The following is a 26,482-nucleotide window of genomic DNA, read 5'->3' on the forward strand; positions in this document are numbered from 1 at the left end:
AGGGTACTATGGTTAGTCATGCACATGTCACGGCAAAAAATGTCTGGATGCGCAACGTCCTGTTGATTTCAATCATCACCGCCGTCGGCGGGTTTCTGTTTGGCTTTGATAACGGTAGCATTTCGGGTTCCGTTGGTTTTTTGCAAAACAGATTCGCACTGGATGCCGATGGTATTGGTTGGGTCACCTCATCCATCATTATTGGATGTATTGTGGGCGTTGCGCTGGCGGGACCACTTTCCGACGCCGTAGGGCGAAAAAAGGTGCTGTTGTTAACGGCGCTGATTTTTATTTTTGGCGTTCTGGGTGAAGCCATGGCGACAACGGCGGAAATGTTGGTCTGGTTCCGTATTCTGGTGGGCGTCGGTATCGGCGTGGAAACGACAATTGCCCCGCTCTATATTGCGGAGGTCTCCCCAGCCCATATTCGCGGGCGTCTGGTCTCACTTAATCAGCTTTTCAACTGCGTGGGTAATCTGGCCATTTTTTCAATTGCCGCAGTGATTGCCAGTCACGCCAGTGAAGCATGGAATGTTGAACATGGCTGGCGAATTATTTTCGCCACCGGTATCGCACCGGCAATTGTTTTCCTGTTGCTACTGATCTGGGTGCCGGAAAGCCCACGTTGGTTGATACGCAAAGGACGAGATGCGCAGGGTCTGACTATACTGCGCAAAATAAATCCCGATGAAACAACAACCCGCGAGCAGCTCGCTGCAATTAAGTCCGCCTTATTAAGCGACTCTCCTTCGCGATTGCGTGAACTCTTCACCCCGCGCTTACGTAAAGCGCTGGTGGTTGGCTTTTGCGTTGCACTCTTTCAGCAGATAACAGGCATCAACGCGATTTTTTATTACGCCCCGGAAATATTTAAAACCGCGGGAGTTGATGTCAGCGGCGCGATGTCGTTTACCGTACTTATCGGACTGGTATTGGTTATTTCAACGCTGGTTTCAATGTGGATAATCGATAAGGTTGGCCGCCGCTCGTTGCTCATTTTCGGCTCGGCGGGAATGGCCATTGCTCTTGGCTGTATCGGACTTCTGTTTCGCGCCAGTGAAACACAAACCACGCTTTTGCTGATTTGCATTCTGGCCTATGTGGCTATTTTTGCCGTATCTTACGGCACGGTAGCCTATGTCATTATCGCTGAAATTTTCCCGATTCACGTCCGTGGCATCGCCGTATCAATAGCAACCTTCGCATTATGGGGAGGAAACTTCCTGGTTTCACGATACTTCCCGGTTCTGGTGGAAAATATTAGCGCGGCAAATACCTTCTTTATCTTTTCCGGTATATCCATCATCGCTTTATTTTTTGTCCTGACGAAGGTGCCGGAAACCAAAGGGAAAACGCTGGAGGAAATTGAAACCGAATTACATCGAAAATAATCACCAGGCACCGTCTGGATAAATAGAAAAATACATTACCTGATTCTGTACGCCTAAATAACTATAACCGGAGAATATTATGAGACCTGGTAAAATTCTACATCCGCAGATCGCCGAAGCGCTGGCCAGTTTAGGTCATGGTGATATTGTATTAGTTACCGACGCAGGTGCGCCAATCCCGTCACATAGCCAGCGAATCGATCTCGCTTTTTATGCCGGGATGATTGATTTACTTGATATTTTATCGGTCCTGCGACAGGAGATTTTTATTGAGAATGTAATTTTTGCCGATGAAGTACCGCAAAAAAACCCGAAACTCCTGCAGCGTGTCACTGAAATATTTACCGGTTCAGGCGCTGATTTCACTTTAATTCCTCACGCGCAATTAGTTGCTGAAGTCTATGGCAGCGCCAGAGTCATTATTCGTTCAGGATCCTTAATGCCATGGGGCAACTTTGCTCTGGTGGCGAGTACCGACCCTGATGCGTGGTTTGACGATTCAATGCAAATCATTCCTGAATATATAGAAAGATCGGCAAAAATCAAAAATGGGGCCGTACCCGTCATAAAGAAAACCGGTGAATAAAATGAAAACAGTATATACCACGAGCTATAAGTTATCCCTTATTGCCTCACTGGCCGGTTTACTCTATGGATTTGACTCCGCGGTGATTGCCGGTGCGATATTACATTTAAGGAATTTTTTCTCCCTTGATGATATAGGGATGGGATGGGCCGTATCTTCTGTTGTCCTTGGGTTTATGATCGGCGCTTTCAGCGGTCAATTTATCACCAACCGGTTGGGAAGAAAAAAGGCGCTGATTATTACCGGAGGGTTGGTTTTTCTTGCCGGAATTGGTACTGCATTCCCCTATAACTTTACCATGTTTATTCTCTGCAGAATTGCCGGTGGGATCGGTGTCGGACTGGGCTCAGCTACTGCCCCCGTGTATATTGGTGAAATTTCGGCCAGCCAGGTGCGGGGGAAAACACTCGGTTTTTATCAGATGATGATCGCCTTCGGGATCCTTTCCGTCTATCTGGTTAATGCCCTGGTTGCCGGCTGGACGCCTGATGCCGAGTGGGCGACGCAGTACTCCTGGCGCTATATGCTCGGTGCCATGTCGGTTCCTGGCTGTGTGTTCATGGGTTTAGCATTCTTTTTGCCGGAATCTCCTCGCTGGTTGATTAATAAACATCGTGAGGAGGAAGCGGAAGTCATTCTTAAGTTCATTCACGGGCAACAATATGATAGCCAGACGGCTATTGCGGAGATAAAAAAATCGTTTAATCCGCAAAATGTAACGCATAATAATGAAAAGATGTTGTCTAAAAAATACCGCAAAGTCTCCTTCACTATCATGGCCATGGCGTTACTGGCCAATCTGTGCGGAATAAATGCCGTGCTATATTATGGCAATGTATTATTCGAGAACATCGGAATTGCCAATGAACAAACGGCTTATTATCAGCAAATTATTATTGGTATCGCTTTTTTTGCGGCGGCGGTGTGGGCGGTGTATAACGTCGAGAAATACGGAAGGAGAAAACTACTAATAATCGGATCATTTGTCTGTTTTGTTGCCATTACGCTTCTCGGAATATTAATCTGGATGGGCGTCACCAGCGTGCTTATGCTGGTTATTATGATAGTTTACATCCTCTTTTTTGGTGGGACTATCGGCCCCATTTTATGGATTATCATCCCGGAAATGGCACCAAATATGATCCGTGATAAATTGATGTCGTGGGCCACGCTACTCATCTGGACGGGGAGTTTTATCGTTTCACAGACATTTCCTATGCTCACAAACAGCCTGATCCTCAACAACATCTTTAACGGCAGCTTCCCTTTCTTACTGTACGGGGCATGTTGCCTGTTATGGTTTTTACTTAACCTGTTTTTCGTTGTTGAAACAAAAAACAAATCACTTGAGCAAATCAGTGCAGAAATGAGTGAAGCCTGAATCCCCACTAAAACGTCAGCCAGCCTCGCCTCTGGCTGACGTTCTGCAAGTACCCTCACCGGCCTCGGCAGACCACATCATGTTGACGGCGATTTACCGCTGTAACCTCGCCCGGCCAGCACAACACCGGGCGATACTCTCCTGTTCTACTGCGCGTCGGCGCTGTCTATCTGCGGAACGCTGGCTTCAGCCCCCTGTGCGACATCAGGCGCGTTGGCCGGATCAAAGATGTGGTCAAGGATAGCGCGCGCCGTTGGCCCGGCGACAACACCCTCGCCGCCGCCGTTTTCCAGAATCAGCGCCATCGCCACCTTTGGATGCTGATACGGAGCAAACAAGGTATAGAAAATATGATCGCGGAGTCTGACCGGGATCATCTTCGCATTGTAGGTCTGATTCTCTTTCAGGCTGAAGACCTGCGAGGTACCGGATTTCGCGGCAATCTGGTACGGCGCGGTATGAAACAGTTTATAACCGGTGCCATTAGGCAAGTTAGCCATGCCGTACATCCCGTTGCGCACGATGCCCCAGTACGGCGATTTCGGGTCGCCCACCTGCGGCGTATTATCCGGCGGCTGATAGCGTTCAACCTTATTGCCGCGCTTCATGGAATAGAGCAGATGGGGATTTTTTACCTTGCCGTTGTTGAGCAGCGTCGTCAGCGCCTTCACCATCTGGACTGGCGTGGCGATCCAGTAGCCCTGGCCGATGCCGACCGAAATGGTGTCCCCCTGATACCACGGTTTTTTATGCACCTTCTGCTTCCACTCGCGGCTCGGCAACACCCCGGCATACTCTTCATTCAAATCAATCCCCGTTAACTGCCCGTAGCCAAACTTGCTCAGCCAGCTGTGAATGCGGTCAATGCCCATTTCGAAGGCCACCTGATAGAAGAAAGTATCCGCCGACTCCTCAATCGCCTTGGTGACATTCAACATCCCGTGACCGGTTTTCAGCCAGTCGCGGTAGCGGCGCTGGGTGCCGGGCAGTGTCCAGGTCGGCGCGCCGAAAAAGGTGGTGGTGGGCGTAATCACGCCAGCGGAAAGTGCCGACAGCGCCATATAGGGTTTTACCGTCGATGCCGGCGGATAGAGCCCCTGGGTCACGCGGTTAATCAGCGGGCGGTCCGGGTTATCGAGCAGAGAACGGTACGCCTTATAGCCAATCCCCTTCACGAAGGGATTTGGGTCATAGCTGGGACTGGAGACCATCGCCAGCACGCCGCCGTCGCGTGGATCAACCACCACCACCGCCGCGCGCTGCCCCTTCAGTACCCCTTCAATATACTGCTGTAAATGCAGATCCAGCGTCAGGTAGATATTCTTCCCGGCTACCGGCGGCACCTCTTTGAGCAGGCGCACCACGCGACCATGGTTATCGACTTCCACCTCCTGATAACCGGTCATGCCGTGGAGCTCTTTTTCGTAATAGCCTTCGATGCCCTGCTTGCCGATATTATGGTCCGCAGCATAGTTTTCCGCCTCGCCGTTTTTGTCCAGGCGTTGCAGGTCGCTGTCGTTGATTTTCGATACATAGCCGACCACGTGCGCCAGCTGGGCGCCGTAGGGGTAGTCACGCTGCTGGTAGCTCTCCACCGTGACGCCCGGAAAACGGAACTCGTTGACCGCAAATCGCGCCACTTCAACATCGCTCAGGGCCGACTTCAGGGTCACCTGCTTGTAGCGACTGTTGTGGTGCATATCGTCGCGGAAACTGGCGATATCATCGGGGCTCAAATCCACGATCGGTGTCAATGCGTTCAGCAATGCGGTCATATCGGGAATTTTGCTCGGGATCACCTGCAGGCGGTAGAGGGTGATGTTCTGTACCAGCGGGATACCGTTGCGATCGAAAATAAGCCCACGGCTTGGCGCGATAGGCAGCATTTTTATGTCATTCTGATTCGATCGGGTCTGATAGAAATCGTGCTGCTTAACCTGTAAACGGTAGAGGTTAAAAATCAGCACGCCAAAGCAGACCACCACCAGTAGAAACGCGATCGCGGCACGACGAATAAACAGCATCTCTTCCGCTGAGTGATCGCGAATTTCATCTCTCAATAGGGTCATTAGCGGCAATTCACTTGAGTTTGCATAAAAGGCGAAAAAAAGAAAAAGCGCAGCAGAATAGCGTTATCGACGCGTCAGCCCTACAGAAAGGTTGCTAATGATTTAGCAGAAATGTTTCAGCATGTTAGATACCCGGCAGGCGCCAGCACAACCCCGGGGGATGAAATGAGTGTGACATTGTCACAAAAAGGCCTCTGCCCGGTTAAGGCAGAGGCCCCGGGGTCAGCCGCGGGTCAGCCAGGCCCGCCAGCCTCCGTAGCCGGTAATGTCGGTAGCCCCCTGCAGACCGTATCCTTCGCAGATAAAACCGCTCAGCCAGCGTCCGTCGGACAGTTCGACCTTGCCCAGCCCCAGCGGTGCGGGAATGGCCGCCAGCAGCGAGCCCAGCTCCGACGAGGGCAGCTCCCAGACCTCCACGGCGATGGCCGCGCCGTCGTTTTCATCACGCACCATCCCCGGACGACGTCCATCGGCCAGGGCATACAGCCGATAGCGCGGAGCGCTCTGTATGGCCGTCAGCAGACGCCCGCCCCGCTCCCGCAGCTGCCCGTTCAGCGCCAGGCCATCAAGATGGGCGCCACAGACCACCAGCGGCATACGATCGTGGCTCCCGGTGGCGGCAGGCAACGATGCGGCCAGCAGATTCCCGCCGACCAGCGGCAGTGGCTGTACGCGCTGGAACGCGTCGGCCACACCGAGAAGGTACTGGTCGGTGAAAGCCCGGCCAAACAGGGTGACGCCGGAGGGCAATCCGTTTGCCAGAAAACCGACCGGCACATTCACCGCCGCATAATCCAGCAGGTTCATAAAGTTGGTGTAGTAGCCAAGATTGGCATTTCGCTGCACCGGCTCGGCCTCCAGTTCAGCCAGCGTCACCGGGCGCGGACAGGTCGGCGTCAGCACGCAGTCCAGCGTCTCCAGCAACGCGTCACACTGCGCCTTGTACGCTTGCAGCTGGTACATTGCGCGGAATGTGGCCACGGCATCGGTATCCGGCGCTTTCGCCAGCACCTCGCGAATCACCGGCAGCACCGCCTCAGGCTGCTGCGTAATCAATGGTTCCACCACCGCATAACGTTCTGCGACCCACGGGCCGTCGTACAGCAGGCGCGCGGCGGCAAGAAACGGCGTCATATCGAGGTTGACCGGCACGCCACCAAGGGCTATCAGCCGTGCTTTCGCCTGCATAAACTGTGACTCGCTCTGCGCACAGCCAAGGAAATTCAGCGTCTGCGGCACGCCGAAGCGAAATCCCGGCGTCGGGGCGCCAAACGCCTGATGGCTGTTCCACTGCGGGTTGCGGCGACTGTAGGCATCTCGCGGATCCAGCCGTGCGGTCAGGGCCAGCAGCCGGCTGGCCTCGTCGGCGGTGGCGGTAAAGAATGTCGTACAATCGAGGGTCCGGCAGGCCGGCACCACCCCGGCGGTAGAGATAAGTCCCTTGCTGGCCTTCAGTCCCACCAGGTTATTGAGCGAAGCCGGGACCCGCCCGCTGCCGGCGGTGTCCGTTCCGAGGGCGAAGCTGGCCACTCCGAGCGCGACAGCCAGCGCGGAACCGGCGCTGGATCCACCGGAGGGATAGTCCGCATGATACGCGTTTCGGCAGCGGCCGTAGGGCGAACGCGTTCCGTTCAGGCCGGTGGCAAACTGGTCGAGATTGGTTTTGCCGACCGGGATAGCGCCGAGGGCAATCAGCTGGGCCACGATAGTGGCATCCTCAGTCGCGGTGCGGGCGAAGGCCGGACAGGCGGCGGTGGTGGCAATTCCCGCAAGATCGATATTATCTTTGATGGCAAACGGCACGCCGTACAGCGGTAGCGTCTCCGGCGCAACCGTATCCAGCGCCGCCAGCCAGGGTTCCTGCTCTTCCGCCGTCAGTATATGAATGAACAACTGATACTCCGGATTCAGCGTCTGCGCCTTCTGGCGGAGATCGGCCAGCAGCGCGCGCGGCGTCAATTCGCCGCGGCGATACGCCTCTGCCAGGGTCGCAAGACGTAAATCAAAGGTTGGCTGACTCATACGTTCTCCTCCAGGATCACCGCCACACGTTGCCCGGCGCGTACCGACGCCCCCGGCTGAACATTCATCTGTTGCACCATGCCGTCGCACGGCGCCAACAGCGGGATCTCCATTTTCATTGACTCCAGCACCACCAGAACGTCGCCGGCGCGCACATGACTCCCCGCGGCGGCCTGCACCTGCCACAGATTGCCGGAGATCGGGCTCTCCACGCCCTGCTGTCCGCGCTGCAGCGGCGCCTCGACACCCGCGTCAGCCGGGACTTCCTGGCTATCGAAATGCGCCTGGCCGCTGGCTATCCAGCGTTCGCGTTCATCATTGAAGGCGCGCTGTTGATGCTGGCGAAAAGCGTCGATACTTACCGCTTCCTGCTGCAGAAACTGCTGGTACTCCGCCAGCCGCAGAGTGCTGTGCTCAATGCGCAGCGGATAGCGGCCAAGCGGAAAATCGCGGCGGATCTGTTGCAGTTCCTCGGCAGAAACCGGGTAGAAACGCAGCTGGTCGAAGACGCGCAGCAGCCAGGGTTTACCGGCGAAGTCGGCGACCTCGTGATAGCGATTCCACATCTGCAGCGTTCGGCCAACAAACTGGTAGCCCCCGGGTCCTTCCATACCGTAGACGCACAGATAGGCCCCGCCGATCCCCACCGAGTTTTCCGCCGTCCAGGTACGCGCCGGGTTGTACTTGGTGGTCACCAGACGATGACGCGGATCGAGCGGCGTCGCCACCGGCGCGCCAAGATAGACATCGCCCAGCCCCATCACCAGATAGCTGGCGTCGAACACCGTCTGCCATACCGCCTGTTCGTCCGGTAAGTCGTTAATCCGGCGGATAAATTCGAGGTTACTCGGGCACCATGGCGCGTCGCGCCGTACGGTCGTCATATATTTATCGATAGCGGTGCGACAGGCCGGGTCGTCCCACGACAGCGGCAGATGTACCACCCGGGTCGGCACCTGCAGATCGTCGCTGACGCACACCGCCGCCCACGCCACGCTCACCCAGCTCAACAGCGCGTCAAGCGTCAGGGTTTCCGGCTGGAAATGAATTTGCAGAGAGCGAATACCTGGCGTCAGGTCAATCACCCCCGCGCGGGAGCCGCTTTCCAGCGCCTGCATCAGAGCATGAATGCGAAAGCGCAGCACCAGATCGAGCTCCGCCTCTCCCGCTTCCAGCAGCAGATGGGTATCGCCGGAAAGACGGGCCACCAGACGCTTATCCGCCTCTCCGCAGCTCATCACCACGGGGGAAGTTAACCGCGCGGGTTGCCACGCCACGGGCATTGCCTCCAGCGTCGCCAGCTCCTCCCGGTAGCCAGCCGCCAGTCGACGGGCCGTGGACAGATCCACGGCGACAAAACGCACCTTGTCGCCGGCTTTCAACTGCCCCAGCTGCCAGAGATCGGCTTCAATCACCGTCACCGGGCAGACGAAACCGCCGAGGCTCGGGCCGTCGGGGCCAAGAATAACCGGCATATCGCCGGTAAAATCAACCGCGCCGACGGCATAAGGGTTATCGTGAATATTCGACGGATGCAGCCCCGCGTCGCCGCCGCTGTCGCGGGCCCACAGCGGTTTAGGGCCAATCAGCCGCACGCCGGTACGGCTGGAGTTAAAATGCACCTCCCAGTCGGTGGCAAAAAAGGTGTCGATGTAATCTGCGGCAAAAAATTCCGGCGCACCGTGCGGACCGTAAATCACCCGCAGGGTACGCACCGTTGCCAGCGGCGGCACCAGCGCAACAGGCAGCGCGGCGCCAGTTTCTCCCTTGCCGTCTGGCGCCAGATGCAGAACATCCCCGCTGCGCAGCGCCCGCCCGCCATGGCCGCCAAACTGTCCAAGAGTAAAGGTACTTTTGCTGCCCAGATAATCCGGCACCTGGATGCCGCCGCGCAGGCAGAGGTAGCTTCTGACCCCCGCCCCTTCGACGGCGCCGATTTTCAGCGTCGCCCCGGCCGGGATCGGCAATACGCGGTTCATCTCTTGCGCGATACCGTCAAGGGTGACCGGGACGCCGGCGCCGCTCACCACCGCCAGGGCTGCGCAATGAAACTTCAGCGTTGGCCCGTTCAGGGTGATTTCCAGCGCCGCTGCTCCCGGCGGGTTATCCAGCAGCCGGTTGCCGAGACGCAGCGCCCGATCGTCCATCGGCCCCGACGGCGGGACGCCCACCGCCCAGTAGCCCAGCCGTCCGGGAAAATCCTGGACGCTGGTCTGCGTCCCGGCGCTGAGCACCTCGACGGTGGCGGCCCGATAGTTCAGCTGTTCCAGGCAACGGGTCCAGGGTTCACCCTGGGTAAAGGGTTCAAAGCCCAGAATCTGCTGGAGATAGATGCGGTTAGTTTCCACGCCATACAGGCGGGTGTTCGCCAGCGCCCGGGCCAGTTCAGCGATAGCCTCTGCGCGGGTTGGCCGCCAGGCGATCGTTTTGGCCAGCATCGGATCAAAAAATGGCGGCACGTCGCAGCCGGCTTCTACCCAACGGTCGATGCGAAGCGTTTCGCCGTCCGCCGGTGGAAAGAGCACCTCGGTCAGCAGACCCGGCGATGGCTGAAACTGCCGGCCCGGATCCTCCGCATAAATACGCGCCTGGATAGCGTGCCCCCGTGGAGTCAGATCGGCCAGCAGCGCAGTGAGCGGCGGTAAATCTCCGGCCGCCAGCGCCACCATCCAGCGCACCAGGTCGACGCCCCACACCTGCTCGGTGACGCCATGTTCCACCTGGAGCCGGGTATTCACCTCGAGAAAATAGAAGCGTTGCGCCGCGCTGTCATAGACAAATTCGACCGTCCCGGCGCTACGATAGCTGACCGCTTTGCCCAGCGCGACCGCCGCCGCACAGAGGGCCTCCGCCGTTGCGGTGGGTAAATTGGGCGCCGGAGTCTCTTCGATCACTTTTTGATTGCGCCGCTGTATCGAGCAGTCGCGCACCCCGAGGGCGATGACCTCGCCCTGCCCGTCGCCGAATATCTGCACTTCCAGATGGCGCGCGCGTTCAATGTATTTTTCGAGAAACACGCCCGCATCGCTAAAGTTGTTCTGCCCCAGCCGCTGTACGGTCTCAAAAGCGTCCGTCAGCTCGCGGGCGTCGCGACAGACGCGCATCCCGATACCACCGCCCCCGGCGGTGCTTTTTAACATCACCGGATAACCGATGGCGTCCGCCGCCCGGCACGCTTCAACGCTATCGGCCAGCAGACCGGTCCCCTCCAGCAGCGGCACGCCCTGCGCTTTGGCCAGCGCCCGGGCGGTGTGTTTCAGGCCAAACGTGCGGAGCTGAGCGGGCGTCGGGCCAACAAACGCCAGCCCGGCAGCTTCACATGCCTCGGCGAAGGCGGCGTTTTCCGACAGGAAACCGTAGCCGGGATGAATCGCTTCGGCCCCGCTTTTTACAGCGGCGGCGATGATTTTTTCCGTCATCAGGTAGGTTTGCGCCGCCGGGCCGTCGCCAAGGCCGATCGCCTCATCGGCTTCACGGATATGCAGGCTGCTGAGATCCGCGTCGGAATAGACCGCTACGCCCTTCACCTGCATCGCGCGCAGGGTGCGTAAAATTCGACAGGCAATGGCGCCGCGGTTAGCAATCAGTAAGGTTTTGAACATACAAGGGACTCGCGTCGTGGCGGGTCGTCCCGCCAAAAAATTCGACGTCCCCGGGGCCGTCCCCGAGGCGCACAAGCATTCAGGGCTTGCGCGAAGGTGTGCTTAACAGGCGGTCGGCGCGAACGGCAAACAGACGCCAGGCCAGCAGGCGCCAGCGCTGCCAACGGGTCAGTTCCATACCAGCACCTCCGCCGGCGTCGGATTCCAGCCGTTGCAGGGGTTATTCAGCTGCGGGCAGTTGGAGATCAGGACGATCACGTTGCGCTCCGCGCGCAGCTCGACGTACTTCCCGGCGCCAGAGATCCCGTCTTCAAAAGTCAGGCCGCCGGCTTCCGTCACCGGAACGTTCATAAAAAAGTTGATATTGGCGCCAATATCACGCTTATGCAGCCGGCCGTCATGCAGACAGGCGCAGAGAAAATTATCCCGACAGCTATGCATGTAGCGTTTATCCAGCGCATAGCGCACGGTGTTGCTCTCCTGCGCGCAGGCCCCCCCGAGGGTGTCGTGGCGCCCGCAGGTATCGGCCACGATGGTCAACAGCGGATTCCCGAGGTTGGAGTACAGCACGCTGCCGGTCGTCAGGTAGGCGTTGCCCTGGCGGCGCAGCGTGCGCTGCGGATCGTAACGCTCGCGTGGGCTGTCGGCGCAATAAAACAGGGTATCGACAGCCTGGTTGCCTTCCAGATCGAGCAGGCGCAGGGTCTGCCCCTTTTTGATTTCGAACAGCCAGGGTTCGCCTGCGGGAATCACGTGGCGATAGACGGCATCGGCGGGGTTACGGGTACTGGTCACAAGGCTCATCGCAGGCTCCTCAAAGGGCGAACAGGTGGGTGTTGGTGAAGGCGCGCTGGTTTTCATCGCGGGTAAACAGCGATTCGACCGCCGCCTGCTCATCGTCGGCCTGATACCAGTCCAGCTGGACCGGACGAGGAGCATATTCGTCAGACGGGTTCATCGGATGCGGCAGCGCGGTGAGGACCATCAGTACATCCATCGGCGCGAACAGTTCAACGTAGCTACCCGGGGTGGAATGGCCCGCACAAAACTGAAAGCGCCCTTCGCTGTCGACGGTGACTTTGCTGAACAAGTTGACCACCATCAGCAGATCCTCAAGGCCGAGATCCCATTTGCCCATTTCGACCAGCAGATTATCGGTGCCGTTGCGATGGAAGGTGTTGCGCAGTTCCTGGTAGCGACCGGCACCATATTTTTCTTCCGTCTCTTGCGCATTGAGCACCCCGCCGAACGGATCGTGCCAGCCGCAGCTATCGGCGATAATGCCCGCCAGTACCCGCCCCATATCGGAGTAGAAACAGTGTCCGGCCGTCAGTCGCGCGGTGTGCTGTCCCTTGAGGGTGTCCGGCAGGTTCAGGCGCTCGCTTTTCTCGTGCGGGTTGAGCATCATCATGCTGACGTTCGCACCGCCCTCGATGTCGGTCAAACGCAGGATCTGTCCACGGCGTAAAATGAACGAGGTATGGCCCCCGCCCGGCAAAAATTCTTCGCGCAGATTTGGTGAGGTATGAAAAAGCGCTGTCATCGGGCTATCTCCTTAAGGCATAGACATTGTTATCGGTACCGGTGCTGAGCATCTGCGACATCCGGGTCTCATTAAGCGGAATATCGTAGGTAATGCGCGCGCCATAGGCGTTGGGAGCCTGCGGGTCGTGGCGTACCTTATCGAAGACCAGCAGACGAGTGCCGAGGTTGAATCCTTCGGCCAGATCGTGGGTGACCATAAAGACCGTCATTCGCGTTTCGCTCCACAGCTGGAGCAGCAGTGCGTGCATATCTTTACGGATACCGGGGTCGAGCGCGCCGAAAGGTTCGTCGAGCAGCAGAACCCGCGGCTGCATCACAAAGGCCTGGGCGATCGCCAGCCGCTGCTGCATCCCGCCGGACAGCTGTGCCGGATAGCGGTCCAGGGCGTGGGCGAGCCCCACTTTGTCCAGCATCTGTGCCGCCTGTTCGCGGGCAGCGCGCTTGCGGGCACCGAACAGACGGCCAAAGCACGGCGAAGATGGCAGCTCCAGACCGACGGTCACGTTATCCAGCACGCTCAGGTGCGGGAAGACCGAATAACGTTGAAACACCACGCCGCGGCTGCGATCCGGCTCGGGAGCCAGCGGCTGACCGTCGAGCGTAATCGCCCCCCGGGTCGGTTGCTCCTGCCCCAGCAGCAGGCGCAAAAAGGTGGATTTCCCGCAGCCGGAAGCGCCGACCATTGAACAAAACTCCCCCTCTTTGACCTCTAAATTGATGCGCTCCAGCACCACATGGTCGCCGTACTCCTGCCAGATATTGTTGATGCGGATAAAACTCATGTCCGGCCTCCTTCGGCCCACGGGAAGCAGACTTTATGCAGCTGGCGCAGCCCCAGATCCATCAGCCAGGCCAGCAGGGTTATCCAGATGACATAGGGGATGATCACATCCATCGCCATGTAACGCCGCACGAGGAAAATGCGGTAGCCCAGCCCGGCGGTAGCGGAAATCGCCTCCGCCGATATCAGAAACAGCCAGGCCGATCCCAGCAGCAAACGCAGCGAGGTGATCAGACGGGACAGCAGCTGCGGCAGGACCACCCGCAGGACCACCGTCCAGCTGTTGGCGCCGAGGGTTTGGGCTTTGATAAACAGTTCCGCCGGGATTTCCCGCGCCCGCTGTTCAAGATCGCGCGCCAGCATCGGCGTGATGCCAATCACGATCAGCATCACCTTAGAGAGTTCATCGAGACCGAAGACGATAAACAGTACCGGCAGGATCGCCAGCGGCGGTACCATCGAGACCACGGTCATCAACGGCGACAGCGCCGCGCGATAGAGCGGAAACACGCCGGCAACGATCCCGATGTTCAGGCCAATCAGCGCGGACACCGCCAGCCCAATGAGCAGGCGGGTCAGGCTGATCAGCGTATCGCCCCACAGCAGGTATTCGCCGCTGCGTTTGTCCGGCGTAAACGCCATCCGCTCGACGGCCGCCGCCATCTGCGACAGACCGGGCAGCAGCTTGTCCTGCGGGTTAGCCTCAAGGCGAATAGCGGAGCCGATAAACCAGGCGGCGATCAGCAACACAAAGGGCAGCAGCAATAGCATCAGCCGCATGCCCTGCTGTGGATGGCGGTTAATTTGGCGCATGGCGTTCACTCCCGTCATCAATGATTACAGCTGGCCGGCGGCGGCCATTTTCAGATAGCTATCGTCGAAGCGCAGTCGGGTATTGGCGCTATCGCCGACGGTGACGTCGCCGGGGAAGCGCATGCCAATGAAGTCGGCGCTTTGCGCCCCTTCACCCAATAGCCCTTTATCAAATGAAAACTGCGCCACGCGCTGCATGGTTTTTGCCAGCTCCGGGCTGGAGATGAATGTCAGGGTTTCGGCGGCGGTCCAGAACAAGTGGGTCGTTTTCAGCTGCGCCTGGTAGCCAGCAAGATCGGTGCCGGAATCTGCCGCCATCGCGTTTAGCGCCTGGGCATCTCCGGCATGCATTTTGGCCATCATCTCAAACCATGCGCCGGTCAGGGCTTTACCCAGCGCGGGGTTATCTTTCAGGGTTTGCGTGTTGACCACCATCATGTCGATAAGCTCGCCGGGAACCTGCGCTGAGCTAAAGACTTCGCTGGTCTGCGGGGTCTTTTTAATCGCCGACAGCTGCGGGTTCCACGCCACGGCGGCGCGGACGCTGCTGGTGCCAAAAGCGGAGACAATATCGGCATCGGAGGTATTCACCACTTTGACATCTTTCTCCTGCAGACCGGCCTTCTCCAGACCGCGAACCAGCAGATAGTGCGAAACCGACAGCTCAGGGAGATAGACCTGCATCCCTTTCAGATCGGCTAACGTTTTAGCGCTGCCTTTGAGCACCACGCCGTCATTGCCGTCGGAATAGCTGCCGGTAATAAGCGCGGTGGTATCGACGCCGCCCGCTGCGGGGATCGTCAGCGCATCCATGTTGGTCATGGTGCAGCCATCAAACTGACCGGCGGTGTACTGATTAATCGACTCGATATAGTCGTTGAGTTGGACGATATTGATTTTGATGCCGTATTTCGCGGCCCATTTATCAATAATTTTTTCGTTGCTGATGGCGCCCCAGGGCATCCAGCCGGCATAGATCGTCCAGCAGACGTTGAACTCTTTTTTTACGGCGGCAAAGGAAGGGAAACTGGCCAGCAGCGCCAGCGACAGCATGAACGAGCGGATTACACGGGATGTCTTCATTATGAACCTCTGGTTGGCACAAAAACAGGAGCAGCGCGACACCTGACGGTGCTGCTGTCTCCCGGGCTTTTGTCCCGCCGTGTAACCTCGCAGAGGTCGCCAGCTCTCGGACCAGACATTCACCTGCGTGAACCGGAACCCTAGCCAGCTATTGGATCATCTTGATTGTCTGTTGCGCTGCCTTCTGATGTATTGAGTGCAAAGGGCATGCCAGAAAATTGTTCTTTTTAATTCAGTGAGATAGCTGAAAGTAGCGTGGCATCACACCACAATGGGGAGTGGTTTTGGGGCAATGCGTAACTTTGGTGCAGGTCATCTGTGCGACCGACAACCCGCCGCAGGCAATCAAGCAAAAACAGGCCCGGGCACATTTTGCAAGCACTACCGGGTTATATAAACGGAGGAACTCGACCGCGGTAATCTTATTTCTTGTCGTCGCGACGGAAACCAGTAAATGACCAGAATTCACCTGCTTAGCTTTTTTTGCAACCGCTGCTTTTATCACCAGAGGCTTCGCTACAGTGTCCTATACTGATTAGCTAATAAGAAAATACGTAAGCTGCTTTACGTATTTTGGCTTTAATCCACAAATTTTTTATGGATTTCTTTGTCACCTGTTGTTAAAAGGATATAACTATTAATTCCGTAGATTCTTTCAAGTATCACTTATTGGTTGCAGTGTATATCGTAATGGCATTCACAAAAGCAAACGGAGCCTGATATGAGCACGTCTAACGATTCATCTAACAACGCATCCGCCGGGAAGTGCCCTTTTCACGCAGGGAAGCCCACACAAAGTGCCGGTGGCGGCACCGCCAACCGCGACTGGTGGCCTAATCAACTCCGCGTGGACCTGCTGAACCAGCATTCCAACCGCTCAAATCCCCTCGGCGAAGACTTTAACTACCGTGAAGAGTTCAAAAAACTCGACTATGCCGCGCTGAAGGCAGACCTGAGAGCGCTGCTGACCGATTCGCAGGAGTGGTGGCCGGCAGACTGGGGCAGCTACATCGGGCTGTTTATTCGTATGGCCTGGCACGGTGCAGGCACCTATCGTACCGTTGACGGTCGCGGTGGCGCAGGCCGTGGACAGCAGCGCTTTGCGCCGCTGAACTCCTGGCCGGATAACGTCAGCCTCGATAAAGCCCGTCGCCTGCTGTGGCCGGTAAAACAAAAATACGGCCAGAAAATCTCCTGGGCCGACCTCTATATGCTGGCCGGTAACGTCGCGCTGGAAAACGCCGGTTTCCGCACCTTCGGTTTCGGCGCCGGTCGTGAAGATGTCTGGGAACCGGATCTGGACGTGGACTGGGGCCATGAAAAGGCCTGGCTCGAACATCGTCACCCGGAAAGCCTGGCGCAACAGCCGCTGGGGGCCACCGAAATGGGCCTGATCTACGTTAACCCGGAAGGCCCGAACGCCAGCGGCGACCCGCTCTCCGCCGCCGCCGCCATTCGTGCCACCTTCGGCAACATGGCAATGGACGATGAAGAGATCGTCGCGCTGATTGCCGGCGGTCATACTCTCGGTAAAACCCACGGCGCAGCGGTAACCACTCACGTAGGCCCAGAACCTGAAGCCGCACCGATTGAAGCGCAGGGCCTCGGCTGGTCAAACAGCTACGGCAGCGGAGCCGGTCCCGATGCGATCACCTCAGGTCTGGAAGTGGTCTGGACACAGACCCCGACCCAGTGGAGCAACTACTTCTTCGAGAACCTGTTCAAATACGAGTGGGTCCAGACCCGCAGCCCGGCTGGCGCTATTCAGTTCGAAGCTAAAGACGCCCCGGACCTGATCCCCGATCCGTTCGATCCGGAGAAAAAACGCAAGCCGACCATGCTGGTTACCGACCTGACGCTGCGCTTTGACCCGGAATTCGGCAAGATTTCCCGTCGCTTCCTCAACGATCCGCAGGCCTTTAATGAAGCCTTCGCCCGCGCCTGGTTCAAACTGATCCACCGCGATATGGGGCCAAAATCGCGCTACCTCGGACCGGAAGTGCCGAAAGAAGACCTGATCTGGCAGGATCCGTTACCGGCCGCCATCCATAACCCAACGCCGGCGGATATTGCGACGCTGAAGACCGCCATCGCCGATGCCGGACTGTCGGTCAGCGAGCTGGTGTCGGTGGCCTGGGCCTCTGCCTCCACCTTCCGCGGCGGAGACAAACGCGGCGGGGCTAACGGTGCGCGTCTGGCGCTGGATCCGCAGAAATCGTGGCCGGTGAACGCCGTTGCTGCAAAAGTGCTGCCGACGCTGCAGGCCATTCAGAAAGCCTCGGGTAAAGCGTCGCTGGCCGATATCATCGTGCTGGCAGGCGTCGTGGGTGTCGAACAGGCCGCTGCGGCTGCCGGTGTGCAGGTCAGCGTACCGTTCGCGCCGGGCCGGGTGGATGCTCGTCAGGATCAGACGGATATCGAGTCCTTCGATCTGCTGGAACCGCTGGCGGATGGTTTCCGTAACTATCGCCGTATCGAAGGTGGCGTCTCGACAGAAACGCTGCTGCTGGATAAAGCCCAGCAGCTGACGCTGACCGCGCCGGAAATGACGGTGCTGGTGGGCGGCCTGCGGGTGCTGGGCGCCAACTATGATGGCAGCCAGCACGGGGTCTTCACCGATCGCGTCGGCGTCCTGAGCAATGACTTCTTCGTCAACTTACTCAGCATGGCCACCGTCTGGAACGCTACCGACGAGCAGGGCGAACTGTTCGAAGGCCGCGATCGTCAGAGCGGTGAGAGCAAGTACACCGCGACCCGCGCCGACCTGGTCTTCGGTTCGAACTCAGTCCTGCGGGCGCTGGCGGAAGTTTACGCCTGCCAGGATGCTCAGGAGAAACTGGTTAAGGACTTTGTTGCGGCCTGGACCAAAGTGATGAACCTCGACCGTTACGATCTGTAATCTCCCTCCCCGGCTGGCGCTACGCCCGCCGGGGCTTTTCCCCTTCCCCTCTTATGTTTTCCCCAGCTGCAATAACCGGCTGTAGGTACGCTGAATATCTTCCTGTTCGACATCCGCCACCAGTTCGCTCAGTCCGCAGGCAGCCACCACGATCAGCTGACACTGCTTTTCATAGAGCACATCCACCAGATTAATAAAACGCTGCTGCGCCGCCGGGCCTGCCTGACGCAAAGGCGGAACCGCATCCAGCAGCCAGCGCTCATGCCGTTCACAGAGCACCAGATAATCCATCACCGATGTCGCCGCCATGCACAGTTGGTTGAAGGTGAAATGCAGAAAATGCGCCGGCGCAGAGGCGGCGTGCAGCGTACGATAGCCCACCTGCAGCGGCTGCGCGCTGACGCAGGGATCCGGTAGTTCAAGTCGCTGGCGGGTTTGTGCAGAGGGCTGCACCAGAAACCTCCCGCGGCAGAATGGATTTTCCGCCGGCGCATGGCGCGCCCGGTAATCCTCTTCACCATTGAGCGCGGCTATCGTCATGTGCTGTTTGATCAGCGCAATCGACGGCACAAAACGTTCGTGATACAGCGGGTTAGCCAGTAATTGATCCGGGGGATAGTTGGAGGTAGCCAGCAGAATGATGCCGCGTTGGAACAGCAGCGTAAGCAGCGCTTTCACCAACATGGCGTCGCCCGGATCGTGCAGATGGAACTCATCAAAACACAGGAGTCGACAGCCGTCGGTCATCTGTGCCAGCACCTCAGGCAGGGTTAGCGCGGGCTGCGCGTTCAGCCGCTGATGCAGTTCGCGAAAGAAATAGTGGAAATGCACCCGGCGCTTTTCCGCCAGCGGCAGGCTGGTAAAGAAATGATCGATAATAAAACTTTTGCCGCGCCCGGTACGCCCCCAGACGTACAGCCCTTTGGCGCCGGCGGCCTTGCCTGAGGTCAGTCCGCTCCCCAGCGTGTCCAGTTGATTAACCAGCGCCTGCTGATCTGCATCAAGGGCCAACGCCAGCTCCTGAGCCCGCTGCGCCATAAACGAAGTAAACCTGAATTCAGTCATTCCTTGCGTCATTTTCGCTCTTCGTGGTGTTACCGGCGCATCTGCCCCGGAAAAAGATGAGGAATCCTCATCAATTACACCTTCCCTGAACGACAATAACAAGCTTATCTGCAGCACAACGGTTTTATACCTCTCGCGGACCTGAAAAAAATCCATCGCTCTCTTCAGGGGCACATCAGCAGACTAAAACCTGCAAAAACAGATAAATAGCATTGTTTATTCAGTAGCAGGTTGACTGTGCCGACCTACAAAAACCAACGTTATATATTGACATATACAGCGATGTTTTTTATCTTTTTGTCATACAAATAAAAACCGTACCCTTCAGACAGAGACGAGATTTTACCCGCCTCATTCCGCTTTCATTCGTCTGAACTCAAAATTAATGCGCTCATATAAACTCGTTTTATTTACCGGGATGATTCCCTGTTCTCTCATTATGCCGGCGATGCCCGTATATGCGGCAGAAACCCTGGTTGTCACCGCAGAACCGCTTACGCAATCCCTTGATGATGTTACGCCTGCCGCTGAACAGCAGGCTACGGTAGGCAACCTCGGCAAGCAGAAGTTGATTAACGTTCCGTGGTCCGTGCAGACGCTCTCCGACTCTCTGACCCGCCAGGTGCAGGCCAGCAGCGTCAAAGATATCTACCGTTATCTGCCCTCCGTCCAGGGCGACGGCGTTCGTCCGCAAACCCGCGGTATGCAGGGCAGCGTGGTCCAGAACAGCATGATTGATGGCCTGAACGTGGTGTCGACCACCGAGTACCCCGCTGAACAGTTTCAACGCATTGAGGTACTGAACGGTATGGCCGGCGCGTTATATGGCCCGGCGAACCCGGCAGGCATGTTTAACCTGGTCTCGAAACGGCCTACCGATGTGCCGCTGCGCAGGGTAACCGTTGGCGGTGGGACCGCCTCCGGCGCGAATGCCGCGTTGGACCTGAGCGGGCCGGTTGACGCGGCCGACAGAGTAAAATATCGCCTCAATCTGCGGGATCAGGACGGCAGCAGCTATACCCACGGTAGCCGTCAGCGCAACCAGTATGCGGGTCTGGCGCTCGACTTCCAGCTGACCGACCAGACGGTGCTGGAGAGCAATTTCAGCTACTACCACTTCTATCAAAAAGGTCTTCCTGGCACTTTTGCCCTCGCAAAAGGCACCCGTTTCCCGTCACCGCTGGATCCGACCAAAAGCCAATATGGCCAGTACTACGCCGGCAACGACGACACCACCACAACCGGAAGCCTGCATATTAAGCATGATTTTGACGGTAACTGGCTGCTGGACATTGGCGTACTGCGCCAGATTGCCGACCGCGAATCCACCGCCGTGACCAATACGCTCACCGACAATCGCGGCCATTACACCACCACAACCGCCAACTCTGCCGCCAGCCGTTTTACCATCAACAGCTATCTTGCCAATCTTACCGGCAGCGTTGAGACGGGCTGGCTGCAGCATGATCTGGCGGTCGGCATGCGCGGTTTCGTGTGGAAAAACGACAATCCACGCAACGGCGGGACGCAAACGCTGGGACACGCCTCGCTGGCGGAAAATCCGGATTACGCCCGCCCTGCTTACCCGGACTTTACCGACCGCTATCATTCGGCCACCACCACGCAGCACGTTTTTTTACTGAGCGATACGCTGACTTTCACCCCGCAGTGGAGCCTGCTGCTCTCGGGTAGCGAAAACCTGTTCACCGTCGACAATTACAACAAAAGCGGAAATCGCAGCAGCAATCATGATGACCGGGGTACCAGCGGCTCAGCCAGTCTGATGTATAAACCGGTGGAGAATGTGACGCTCTACACGACCTGGGCAAACAGCATGCAACAGGGCGACACGGCGCCGGCCGGAGCCAGCAATGCCGGAGAGGTTCTCGACCCTTATCGTAGCCATCAGCTGGAAGTCGGCGCGAAATATGCCCCGCACCGCGACCTGCTCTTAACCGCGGCGCTATTCCAGGCCGAACGTCCGTTCGCCTACACCAACGATAGCGGCGATTTTGCCGAAGACGGTACGCAAAAAAACCGCGGGCTGGAGCTGATGGCCGACGGACACGTCACCTCTAACCTGCGACTGTTCGGCGGCGCTACCTGGCTCGACCCGCGTCTGCATAATACCTCGAGCGCGGATGCCGATGATAAGCAGGTTGTCGGCCTGCCGCGCTTCACCGCCAACCTGCTGGCCATTTACAGCATCGACCCGGTTCCTGGACTCGACGTCAACGGCAATATTCACTACGTCGGGCGCCGGGCGACGGATAATGCCAATGACAGCTGGGTCGCCAGCTATACCACCGTGGATATCGGCAGCAACTACCGCACCCGACTGTTTGGCACCGACACCACCTTCAGGTTAGCAATTACTAACATTACTAATCGCCACTACTGGACCAACATCGTGCCCGGCGCGCTGACAGGCTATACCGGCGCAGGTTACGCCAGCGCTCAGCCCGGCGCACCGCGCGAAGCGACGGCGTCAGTACAGTTTGATTTCTGAGGAACAACATGAAAAAGATAGCCGCTGGTCTGCTTTCGCTGCTACTCGCTTTGCCGGTGCTGGCCGACCGTCAGGTGACGGACGATGCCGGGCACCCGGTGATATTGCCCGATCGGGTGACTCAGGTGGCAGAGGGGTGGTTCGCGCACCACTCGCTGCTGATGACGCTCGGCGTCGGCGACCGTATCGTCGCCACGGTTAACCGTCCGGATAGCCGCCCGTGGATGTTTCATATCGCTCCCCGGCTCAATCAGGTGCTGATAAGTCGCGGCCCCCACTTCACCAGCGAAGCGCTGCTGACGCGCGATGCTCAGGTGGTCTTTGTGGCGCAGGGCAATGGCGATGCGGACGCCTATCGCCAGGCGGGATTAGCCGTGATGGAAATGCACTTTACCGACTACCCGTCGCTGGCCCACGCCGTAGAGACCACCGCAGCGGTCTTCGATACGCCCCAGGTTCGGGCCAGGGCCCAGGCGTACAACCGGTATCTGCAACAGGTTATCGCCGTCACCGCTCAGCGCAACCGGGGTCTGACGGACGGCGAGCGGCCGCGGGTGCTGCATATCCAGTCGCTGAAGCCTCTTAAGGTTGACGGCAGCCATACGCTAATCGATACCTGGATTCACCTGGCCGGTGGGCGAAACGCCGCGGCGGAAATCTCCGGCAATATGCAGGAAATTTCCCCGGAGAAAGTGCTCGCCTGGCAGCCAGATATCATCATCCTCGGCGCCGGGTGCGGCGATTTACAGCACTCGGCTTATGGCAAGCTGTTCGCGCCGCTACGGGCGGTAAAAAACGGCAAGGTCTGGCAGAATCCGGCAGGCGTGTTCCCGTGGGATCGCTACGGCACGGAAAGCGCGCTGCAGATCCAATGGGCGGCGAAACGGTTGCAACCACAGCGTTTTAACGATCTGGATATGATCGCCATCACCCGCGATTTTTATCAGCGCTTTTTCGATTATTCACTGACCGGGTCGGAAGCAGAGCGGATATTACAGGCGCTGCCGCCGCAGGTAAAAGTGGGCCGCTAAGCAGCGGCTCAGCGCATCATGCTGGCCGCCGGTGTCATGGTCATTTACTTCAAATCCGTCGGCCACCCTACGAAGAAACCAGCGTATCCAGTAGACATTTTGCATATCGGCGAGATTTTTTGCTGTGGAAGTCCCATGGAAAGAGGAATTAAAAATTTAAAACCATTAACAATCTAATAACATTAGCAGGCAAACATTTTATCTGAGGAAAATAATAATATGTCTACCACCCAGGTTCTGGGGGATGCGCCTTTTGCACCCGCAGAACACCCCCACTCCAGCTTAACCCGCCGCATTGATGCCCTGCCTGCCTCTGTCGGCCTGTGGTCGTTTATTACTCTGCTGGCGCTGGGCGGCTTCTTTGAGCTCTACGATCTTTTTCAGACCGGGTATATCAGTACCGGACTGCTGGCAGAACATATTTTTCATACCGACCAACAGGGCATTTTTGGCATCTCCGATCAGGCCTCATTTGCCTCGGCCACCTTCTTCGGATTATTTATCGGCGCCAGTCTGCTGGCGCCGCTGGCGGACAAGCTGGGCCGCCGATTGACCTTTATGTTTGCGCTGGCCTGGTACGGCGCGTTTTCACTGCTGATGGCTTTCCAGAACAGCGCCGAAGGGGTCATCTTGTGCCGCTTCCTGGTTGGTATTGGGCTGGGAATTGAACTGGTGACCATCGACACCTACCTGAGCGAATGGGTCCCGACCCATCTGCGCAACAAAGCGTTCGCCTTTGCCTTTTTTATCCAGTTTCTCTCGGTTCCCGCCGTCGCGCTGATGTCATGGATGCTGGTCCCGACGACGCTGTTCGGCCTGAGCGGCTGGCGCTGGGTGATTATCTTTGGCGCACTGTGTTCGCTGATCATTTGGGTCATCCGCAAAAAATTGCCGGAGTCGGCCCGCTGGCTGGAGGTGAAAGGTCGCCATGCGGATGCGCACGCGGTGATGTGTCAGATGGAGCGGCGCTGTGGCGTCACGCCTTCGCCGCAGCATATCCCGGACACCCGGGAAGCGCAGCGCAAAAGTGGAACCTTTAAAGAGATCTGGGCGCCGGAATACCGCAGACGAACCCTCATGCTGATGGTGATGAATTTCTTTCAGGCGATCGGCTTTTTTGGCTTCGGCAACTGGCTGCCGGCGCTGCTTTCCGGCCAGGGGGCGAGCATTACCCACAGCCTGCTGTACGCCTTTTTTATCACTCTCGCCTACCCGCTGGGCTGCTTGTTCTGCACCCGCTTTGTCCACCGGTTTGAGAATAAGTGGCAGATCGTTCTTTCCGCGCTGATGACGGTGGTGTTCGGTACCCTGTTTGCGCTGCAGAATAACCCGGTGATGCTGGTTGTCTGCGGGTTTATGATTACCTGGTCCAACGCCTGGCTGACCATCAGCTATCATGCCTACCAGGCGGAAATCTTCCCGACGCGGATTCGCGCCAGAGCCGTGGGCTTTTGCTACTCGTTCAGCCGCCTGTCAACGGCGCTCACCAGCCTTCTGATCGGCCTGATTTTACAATACGCCGGCACCCCGGGGGTGATTAGCTTCATCGTGGCCAGCATGCTGATGGTGATGCTCTCGGTGGGTATTTACGGCCCGAAAACCCGCGGTATCGAGCTGGAAAATATCTGACTGTCCGCTGCGCCGCCGGGTGATTATCGGCGGCGCAGTCGGCTCCTGGCGGGCAATCGTCAGCGCACTAAGCCGTAGTCTGCCAAATGAATATGCCATTGAGCCCCAGGGACGGCCTCCCATCCCCCGGCCATATTAATTAAAAATGACCTGCGCATCGGCAAAACATTTCTCCGCCAGTGACGAGACCGGCTGCTGGTTGCGCATGATCAGCGCCAGCATTGACTCTACTTCGGTTTCGACGATGGGAATAATCTCCAGATTATCGCTTAACGCCTCCAGACCATTGTTGAGCGGCATAATGGCGCAGCAAATTCCCGCCTGCACCGCCTGGATAATCTGGAAGGTAGAATCGCTCTCAAAAACATATTTCGGCGTGAACCCTTTACTCTTAAAACTCATCTCAATGGATTCACGGTAATGCATTCCTTTAGTGAGAAAACCAAGCGGTAATGCGGCCAGCGTTTCCCAGTCTGGCGTCCCTTCGGCAAACTGAAAATGGCGTTTATCATGCAGCAACCCCATTCGCGTTGCCGGCAGCCGCTTAATGTTGAAAAGCTGGCTATCGACGTGGTGAAGGTAGCAAATGCCCAGATCGAGCTGATTACGGCTGACGCCATCGATAATCTGCTCCGAGGTGAGAGAAAGCAGGCTGAACTGCAGCTCCGGGTACTTCCCGGCCAGCGGTTTAATCAGCTGCATCGGGTTAAGGCTGGCCAGCGGCACCATCCCTACCCGCAGTTGCCCCACCATCTGGCCGCGACAAATCGCCGCTTCCGCCTCCAGCCCGTCATGAGCCGCCAGCAGCGCCCGCGCCCAGGCCAGAATACGTTCGCCTTCCGCGGTAAACCCCTCAAACCGCTGCCCGCGCTGAATCAGAACCAGATTGAGCTCCTCTTCCAGATTGCGGATGCGCATCGAAAGCGTCGGCTGAGTGATATGGCACAGCGCCGCGGCCTGGCCAAAATGACGCGTTTGATCGAGTGCGATCAGGTATTTGAGCTGTTTAATATCCATGGTTAATCCAGTGTGTTGCCGTTCGCTATATGCGAACGCCGGCGCGATGCAGACTCCCCTCGCCCGGTCAAAAGTATGTTAGTTAAATGTTACGTTCAGCATCGGACAAATACAAGCCGGTCCGGCGCTTGCGGAAGTGACGATCGGCGGACTACACTCGCACAGAACCGCTTCGGGAGGAGCACATGGCGCCCCGCATCCATCACGTCCAGCAGCATCACTTGCCTCTCCCCGGTCTCGAGGCCATGTCACTGCTGACCGAACAGCACTTTTCGCGCCATGCTCACGAGCAGTTTGGCCTCGGTATTTTCATTCGCGGTGCCCAGCGCTCGTGGAGTCATCTTGGCCAGGTTGACGCCTCGGCCGGGCAGATCATTATGGTCAACCCGGGAGAAATGCACGATGGCGTTCCGCTGAACGGTCCCCGCAGCTGGCAAATGCTCTACCTCGATCCGCAGCTCGTCGTCGATGAATTTCAGGGCGCGGTCAAAAGTGAGGATATCCTGCTGCGCCCGGTGGTCGACGACCCGCCGCTGCGCCTGCTCATGCAGCGACTGTTCGCTGAAATCACCGCCCGCACGGGCGATGAGACGGCGCTTGAAGAGGGGCTGCTGCTCTGTCTGCTGCGGGCAACCGGCTGCCATCGTCTCGTCCGGACGGCACCGGCCCGTTACTCCCCGACCATCGCGCTGGCAAAAGAGTATCTTGATGATGCGCCGGAGGAAAAAACCTCCCTCGACATGCTCGCCGCGCTGTGCGGCATGAGTCGTTTCCAGCTGATCCGCGGCTTCGCCCGCGAAACGGGCATTACCCCGCATGCCTATCTGGTGCAGTCCCGGGTACGGCTGGCGCGTCGGCTGTTAAGCGCCGGACATTCCCCCGCCGATGCGGCGCAGATGGCCGGCTTCGCCGATCAAAGCCATCTGACTCGCGCCTTTCAAAAACAGTTCGGCACCACCCCGGGCAGCTATCACTCCGTCCGGTAACCTCGTCTGCAATTTTATTCAAGACGCGCCCGCGGTGTGGCGAAATACTCAGAGCGACTGATTTCTCTCACAG

General features: G+C 57.7%; 18 protein-coding genes and 1 riboswitch. Of the genes, 8 read left to right on the forward strand and 10 right to left on the reverse strand.

The window, feature by feature from the left end; genetic code table 11:
* Positions 1 to 8 precede the first annotated feature (8 nt).
* From Q1L34_RS13610 to Q1L34_RS13620, 3 genes are all read left to right on the forward strand, one after another.
* Positions 9 to 1,391, forward strand: a complete 1,383-nt coding sequence (locus Q1L34_RS13610) for a sugar porter family MFS transporter (protein ID WP_327204098.1) — start codon at positions 9 to 11, stop codon at positions 1,389 to 1,391.
* Positions 1,392 to 1,470: 79 nt separating this feature from the next.
* Positions 1,471 to 1,977, forward strand: a complete 507-nt coding sequence (gene rbsD / locus Q1L34_RS13615; protein ID WP_004861848.1) for a D-ribose pyranase — start codon at positions 1,471 to 1,473, stop codon at positions 1,975 to 1,977.
* A gap of 1 nt (position 1,978) precedes the next feature.
* Positions 1,979 to 3,358 carry a sugar porter family MFS transporter gene (locus Q1L34_RS13620; protein ID WP_004861845.1) on the forward strand — a complete coding sequence of 460 codons (1,380 nt, stop codon included), beginning with the start codon at positions 1,979 to 1,981 and terminating at the stop codon, positions 3,356 to 3,358.
* A gap of 146 nt (positions 3,359 to 3,504) precedes the next feature.
* On the opposite strand, the gene mrdA is transcribed toward Q1L34_RS13620, so the two are convergent.
* The 8 genes from mrdA to Q1L34_RS13660 form a co-directional block, all read right to left on the reverse strand.
* On the reverse strand, positions 3,505 to 5,427 hold the full coding sequence (mrdA, locus tag Q1L34_RS13625; RefSeq protein ID WP_004861842.1) for a penicillin-binding protein 2: 1,923 nt from the start codon (positions 5,425 to 5,427) through the stop codon (positions 3,505 to 3,507).
* Between the two features lie 222 nt (positions 5,428 to 5,649).
* Positions 5,650 to 7,449 carry an allophanate hydrolase gene (gene atzF / locus Q1L34_RS13630; protein ID WP_327204099.1) on the reverse strand — a complete coding sequence of 600 codons (1,800 nt, stop codon included), beginning with the start codon at positions 7,447 to 7,449 and terminating at the stop codon, positions 5,650 to 5,652.
* Entirely contained in the window at positions 7,446 to 11,051 is a 3,606-nt protein-coding gene (uca, locus tag Q1L34_RS13635; RefSeq protein WP_327204100.1) for an urea carboxylase, read from the reverse strand. Before uca ends, atzF begins: the two co-directional genes overlap by 4 nt.
* A gap of 168 nt (positions 11,052 to 11,219) precedes the next feature.
* Positions 11,220 to 11,855 (reverse strand): urea amidolyase associated protein UAAP2, encoded by a 636-nt coding sequence (locus Q1L34_RS13640; RefSeq protein WP_004861833.1) that lies wholly within the window; start codon positions 11,853 to 11,855, stop codon positions 11,220 to 11,222.
* A 10-nt stretch (positions 11,856 to 11,865) separates the two neighbouring features.
* Positions 11,866 to 12,594: an urea amidolyase associated protein UAAP1 gene (locus tag Q1L34_RS13645; protein WP_004861830.1), complete on the reverse strand. Its 729-nt coding sequence runs from the start codon at positions 12,592 to 12,594 to the stop codon at positions 11,866 to 11,868.
* A 4-nt stretch (positions 12,595 to 12,598) separates the two neighbouring features.
* Entirely contained in the window at positions 12,599 to 13,378 is a 780-nt protein-coding gene (locus Q1L34_RS13650) for an ABC transporter ATP-binding protein (RefSeq protein WP_004861827.1), read from the reverse strand.
* A complete protein-coding gene (locus Q1L34_RS13655) occupies positions 13,375 to 14,190 on the reverse strand; it encodes an ABC transporter permease (protein WP_327204101.1) in 816 nt (271 codons plus the stop codon). Before Q1L34_RS13655 ends, Q1L34_RS13650 begins: the two co-directional genes overlap by 4 nt.
* 24 nt (positions 14,191 to 14,214) lie before the next feature.
* On the reverse strand, positions 14,215 to 15,273 hold the full coding sequence (locus tag Q1L34_RS13660) for a putative urea ABC transporter substrate-binding protein (protein WP_004861822.1): 1,059 nt from the start codon (positions 15,271 to 15,273) through the stop codon (positions 14,215 to 14,217).
* A 56-nt stretch (positions 15,274 to 15,329) separates the two neighbouring features.
* A riboswitch (guanidine-I (ykkC/yxkD leader) is annotated at positions 15,330 to 15,428 on the reverse strand.
* A gap of 566 nt (positions 15,429 to 15,994) precedes the next feature.
* Between Q1L34_RS13660 and katG the strand changes: the two genes are divergently transcribed.
* The gene (gene katG / locus Q1L34_RS13665) at positions 15,995 to 18,172 is read left to right on the forward strand and encodes a catalase/peroxidase HPI (RefSeq protein WP_015584359.1); all 2,178 of its coding nucleotides are present in this window, start codon (positions 15,995 to 15,997) and stop codon (positions 18,170 to 18,172) included.
* A 51-nt stretch (positions 18,173 to 18,223) separates the two neighbouring features.
* On the opposite strand, the gene zapE is transcribed toward katG, so the two are convergent.
* On the reverse strand, positions 18,224 to 19,249 hold the full coding sequence (gene zapE, locus Q1L34_RS13670) for a cell division protein ZapE (RefSeq protein WP_080888731.1): 1,026 nt from the start codon (positions 19,247 to 19,249) through the stop codon (positions 18,224 to 18,226).
* 373 nt (positions 19,250 to 19,622) lie between these two features.
* Between zapE and Q1L34_RS13675 the strand changes: the two genes are divergently transcribed.
* From Q1L34_RS13675 to Q1L34_RS13685, 3 genes are all read left to right on the forward strand, one after another.
* Positions 19,623 to 21,746, forward strand: a complete 2,124-nt coding sequence (locus tag Q1L34_RS13675) for a TonB-dependent receptor (protein WP_015584361.1) — start codon at positions 19,623 to 19,625, stop codon at positions 21,744 to 21,746.
* Between the two features lie 8 nt (positions 21,747 to 21,754).
* Positions 21,755 to 22,777, forward strand: a complete 1,023-nt coding sequence (locus tag Q1L34_RS13680) for an ABC transporter substrate-binding protein (protein ID WP_327204102.1) — start codon at positions 21,755 to 21,757, stop codon at positions 22,775 to 22,777.
* 219 nt (positions 22,778 to 22,996) lie between these two features.
* On the forward strand, positions 22,997 to 24,406 hold the full coding sequence (locus Q1L34_RS13685) for an MFS transporter (protein ID WP_004861807.1): 1,410 nt from the start codon (positions 22,997 to 22,999) through the stop codon (positions 24,404 to 24,406).
* Positions 24,407 to 24,541: 135 nt separating this feature from the next.
* Here Q1L34_RS13685 and Q1L34_RS13690 read toward each other — a convergent pair whose 3' ends face one another.
* Positions 24,542 to 25,423, reverse strand: coding sequence for a LysR family transcriptional regulator (locus Q1L34_RS13690; protein ID WP_266278716.1), 882 nt, complete (start codon positions 25,421 to 25,423; stop codon positions 24,542 to 24,544).
* Between the two features lie 185 nt (positions 25,424 to 25,608).
* Here Q1L34_RS13690 and Q1L34_RS13695 point away from each other — a divergent pair, with 185 nt between their 5' ends.
* Positions 25,609 to 26,409: a helix-turn-helix transcriptional regulator gene (locus Q1L34_RS13695; protein ID WP_015584364.1), complete on the forward strand. Its 801-nt coding sequence runs from the start codon at positions 25,609 to 25,611 to the stop codon at positions 26,407 to 26,409.
* Positions 26,410 to 26,482 lie beyond the last annotated feature (73 nt).

This window comes from Klebsiella ornithinolytica, assembly GCF_030505655.1.
Taxonomy (GTDB): domain Bacteria; phylum Pseudomonadota; class Gammaproteobacteria; order Enterobacterales; family Enterobacteriaceae; genus Klebsiella; species Klebsiella ornithinolytica.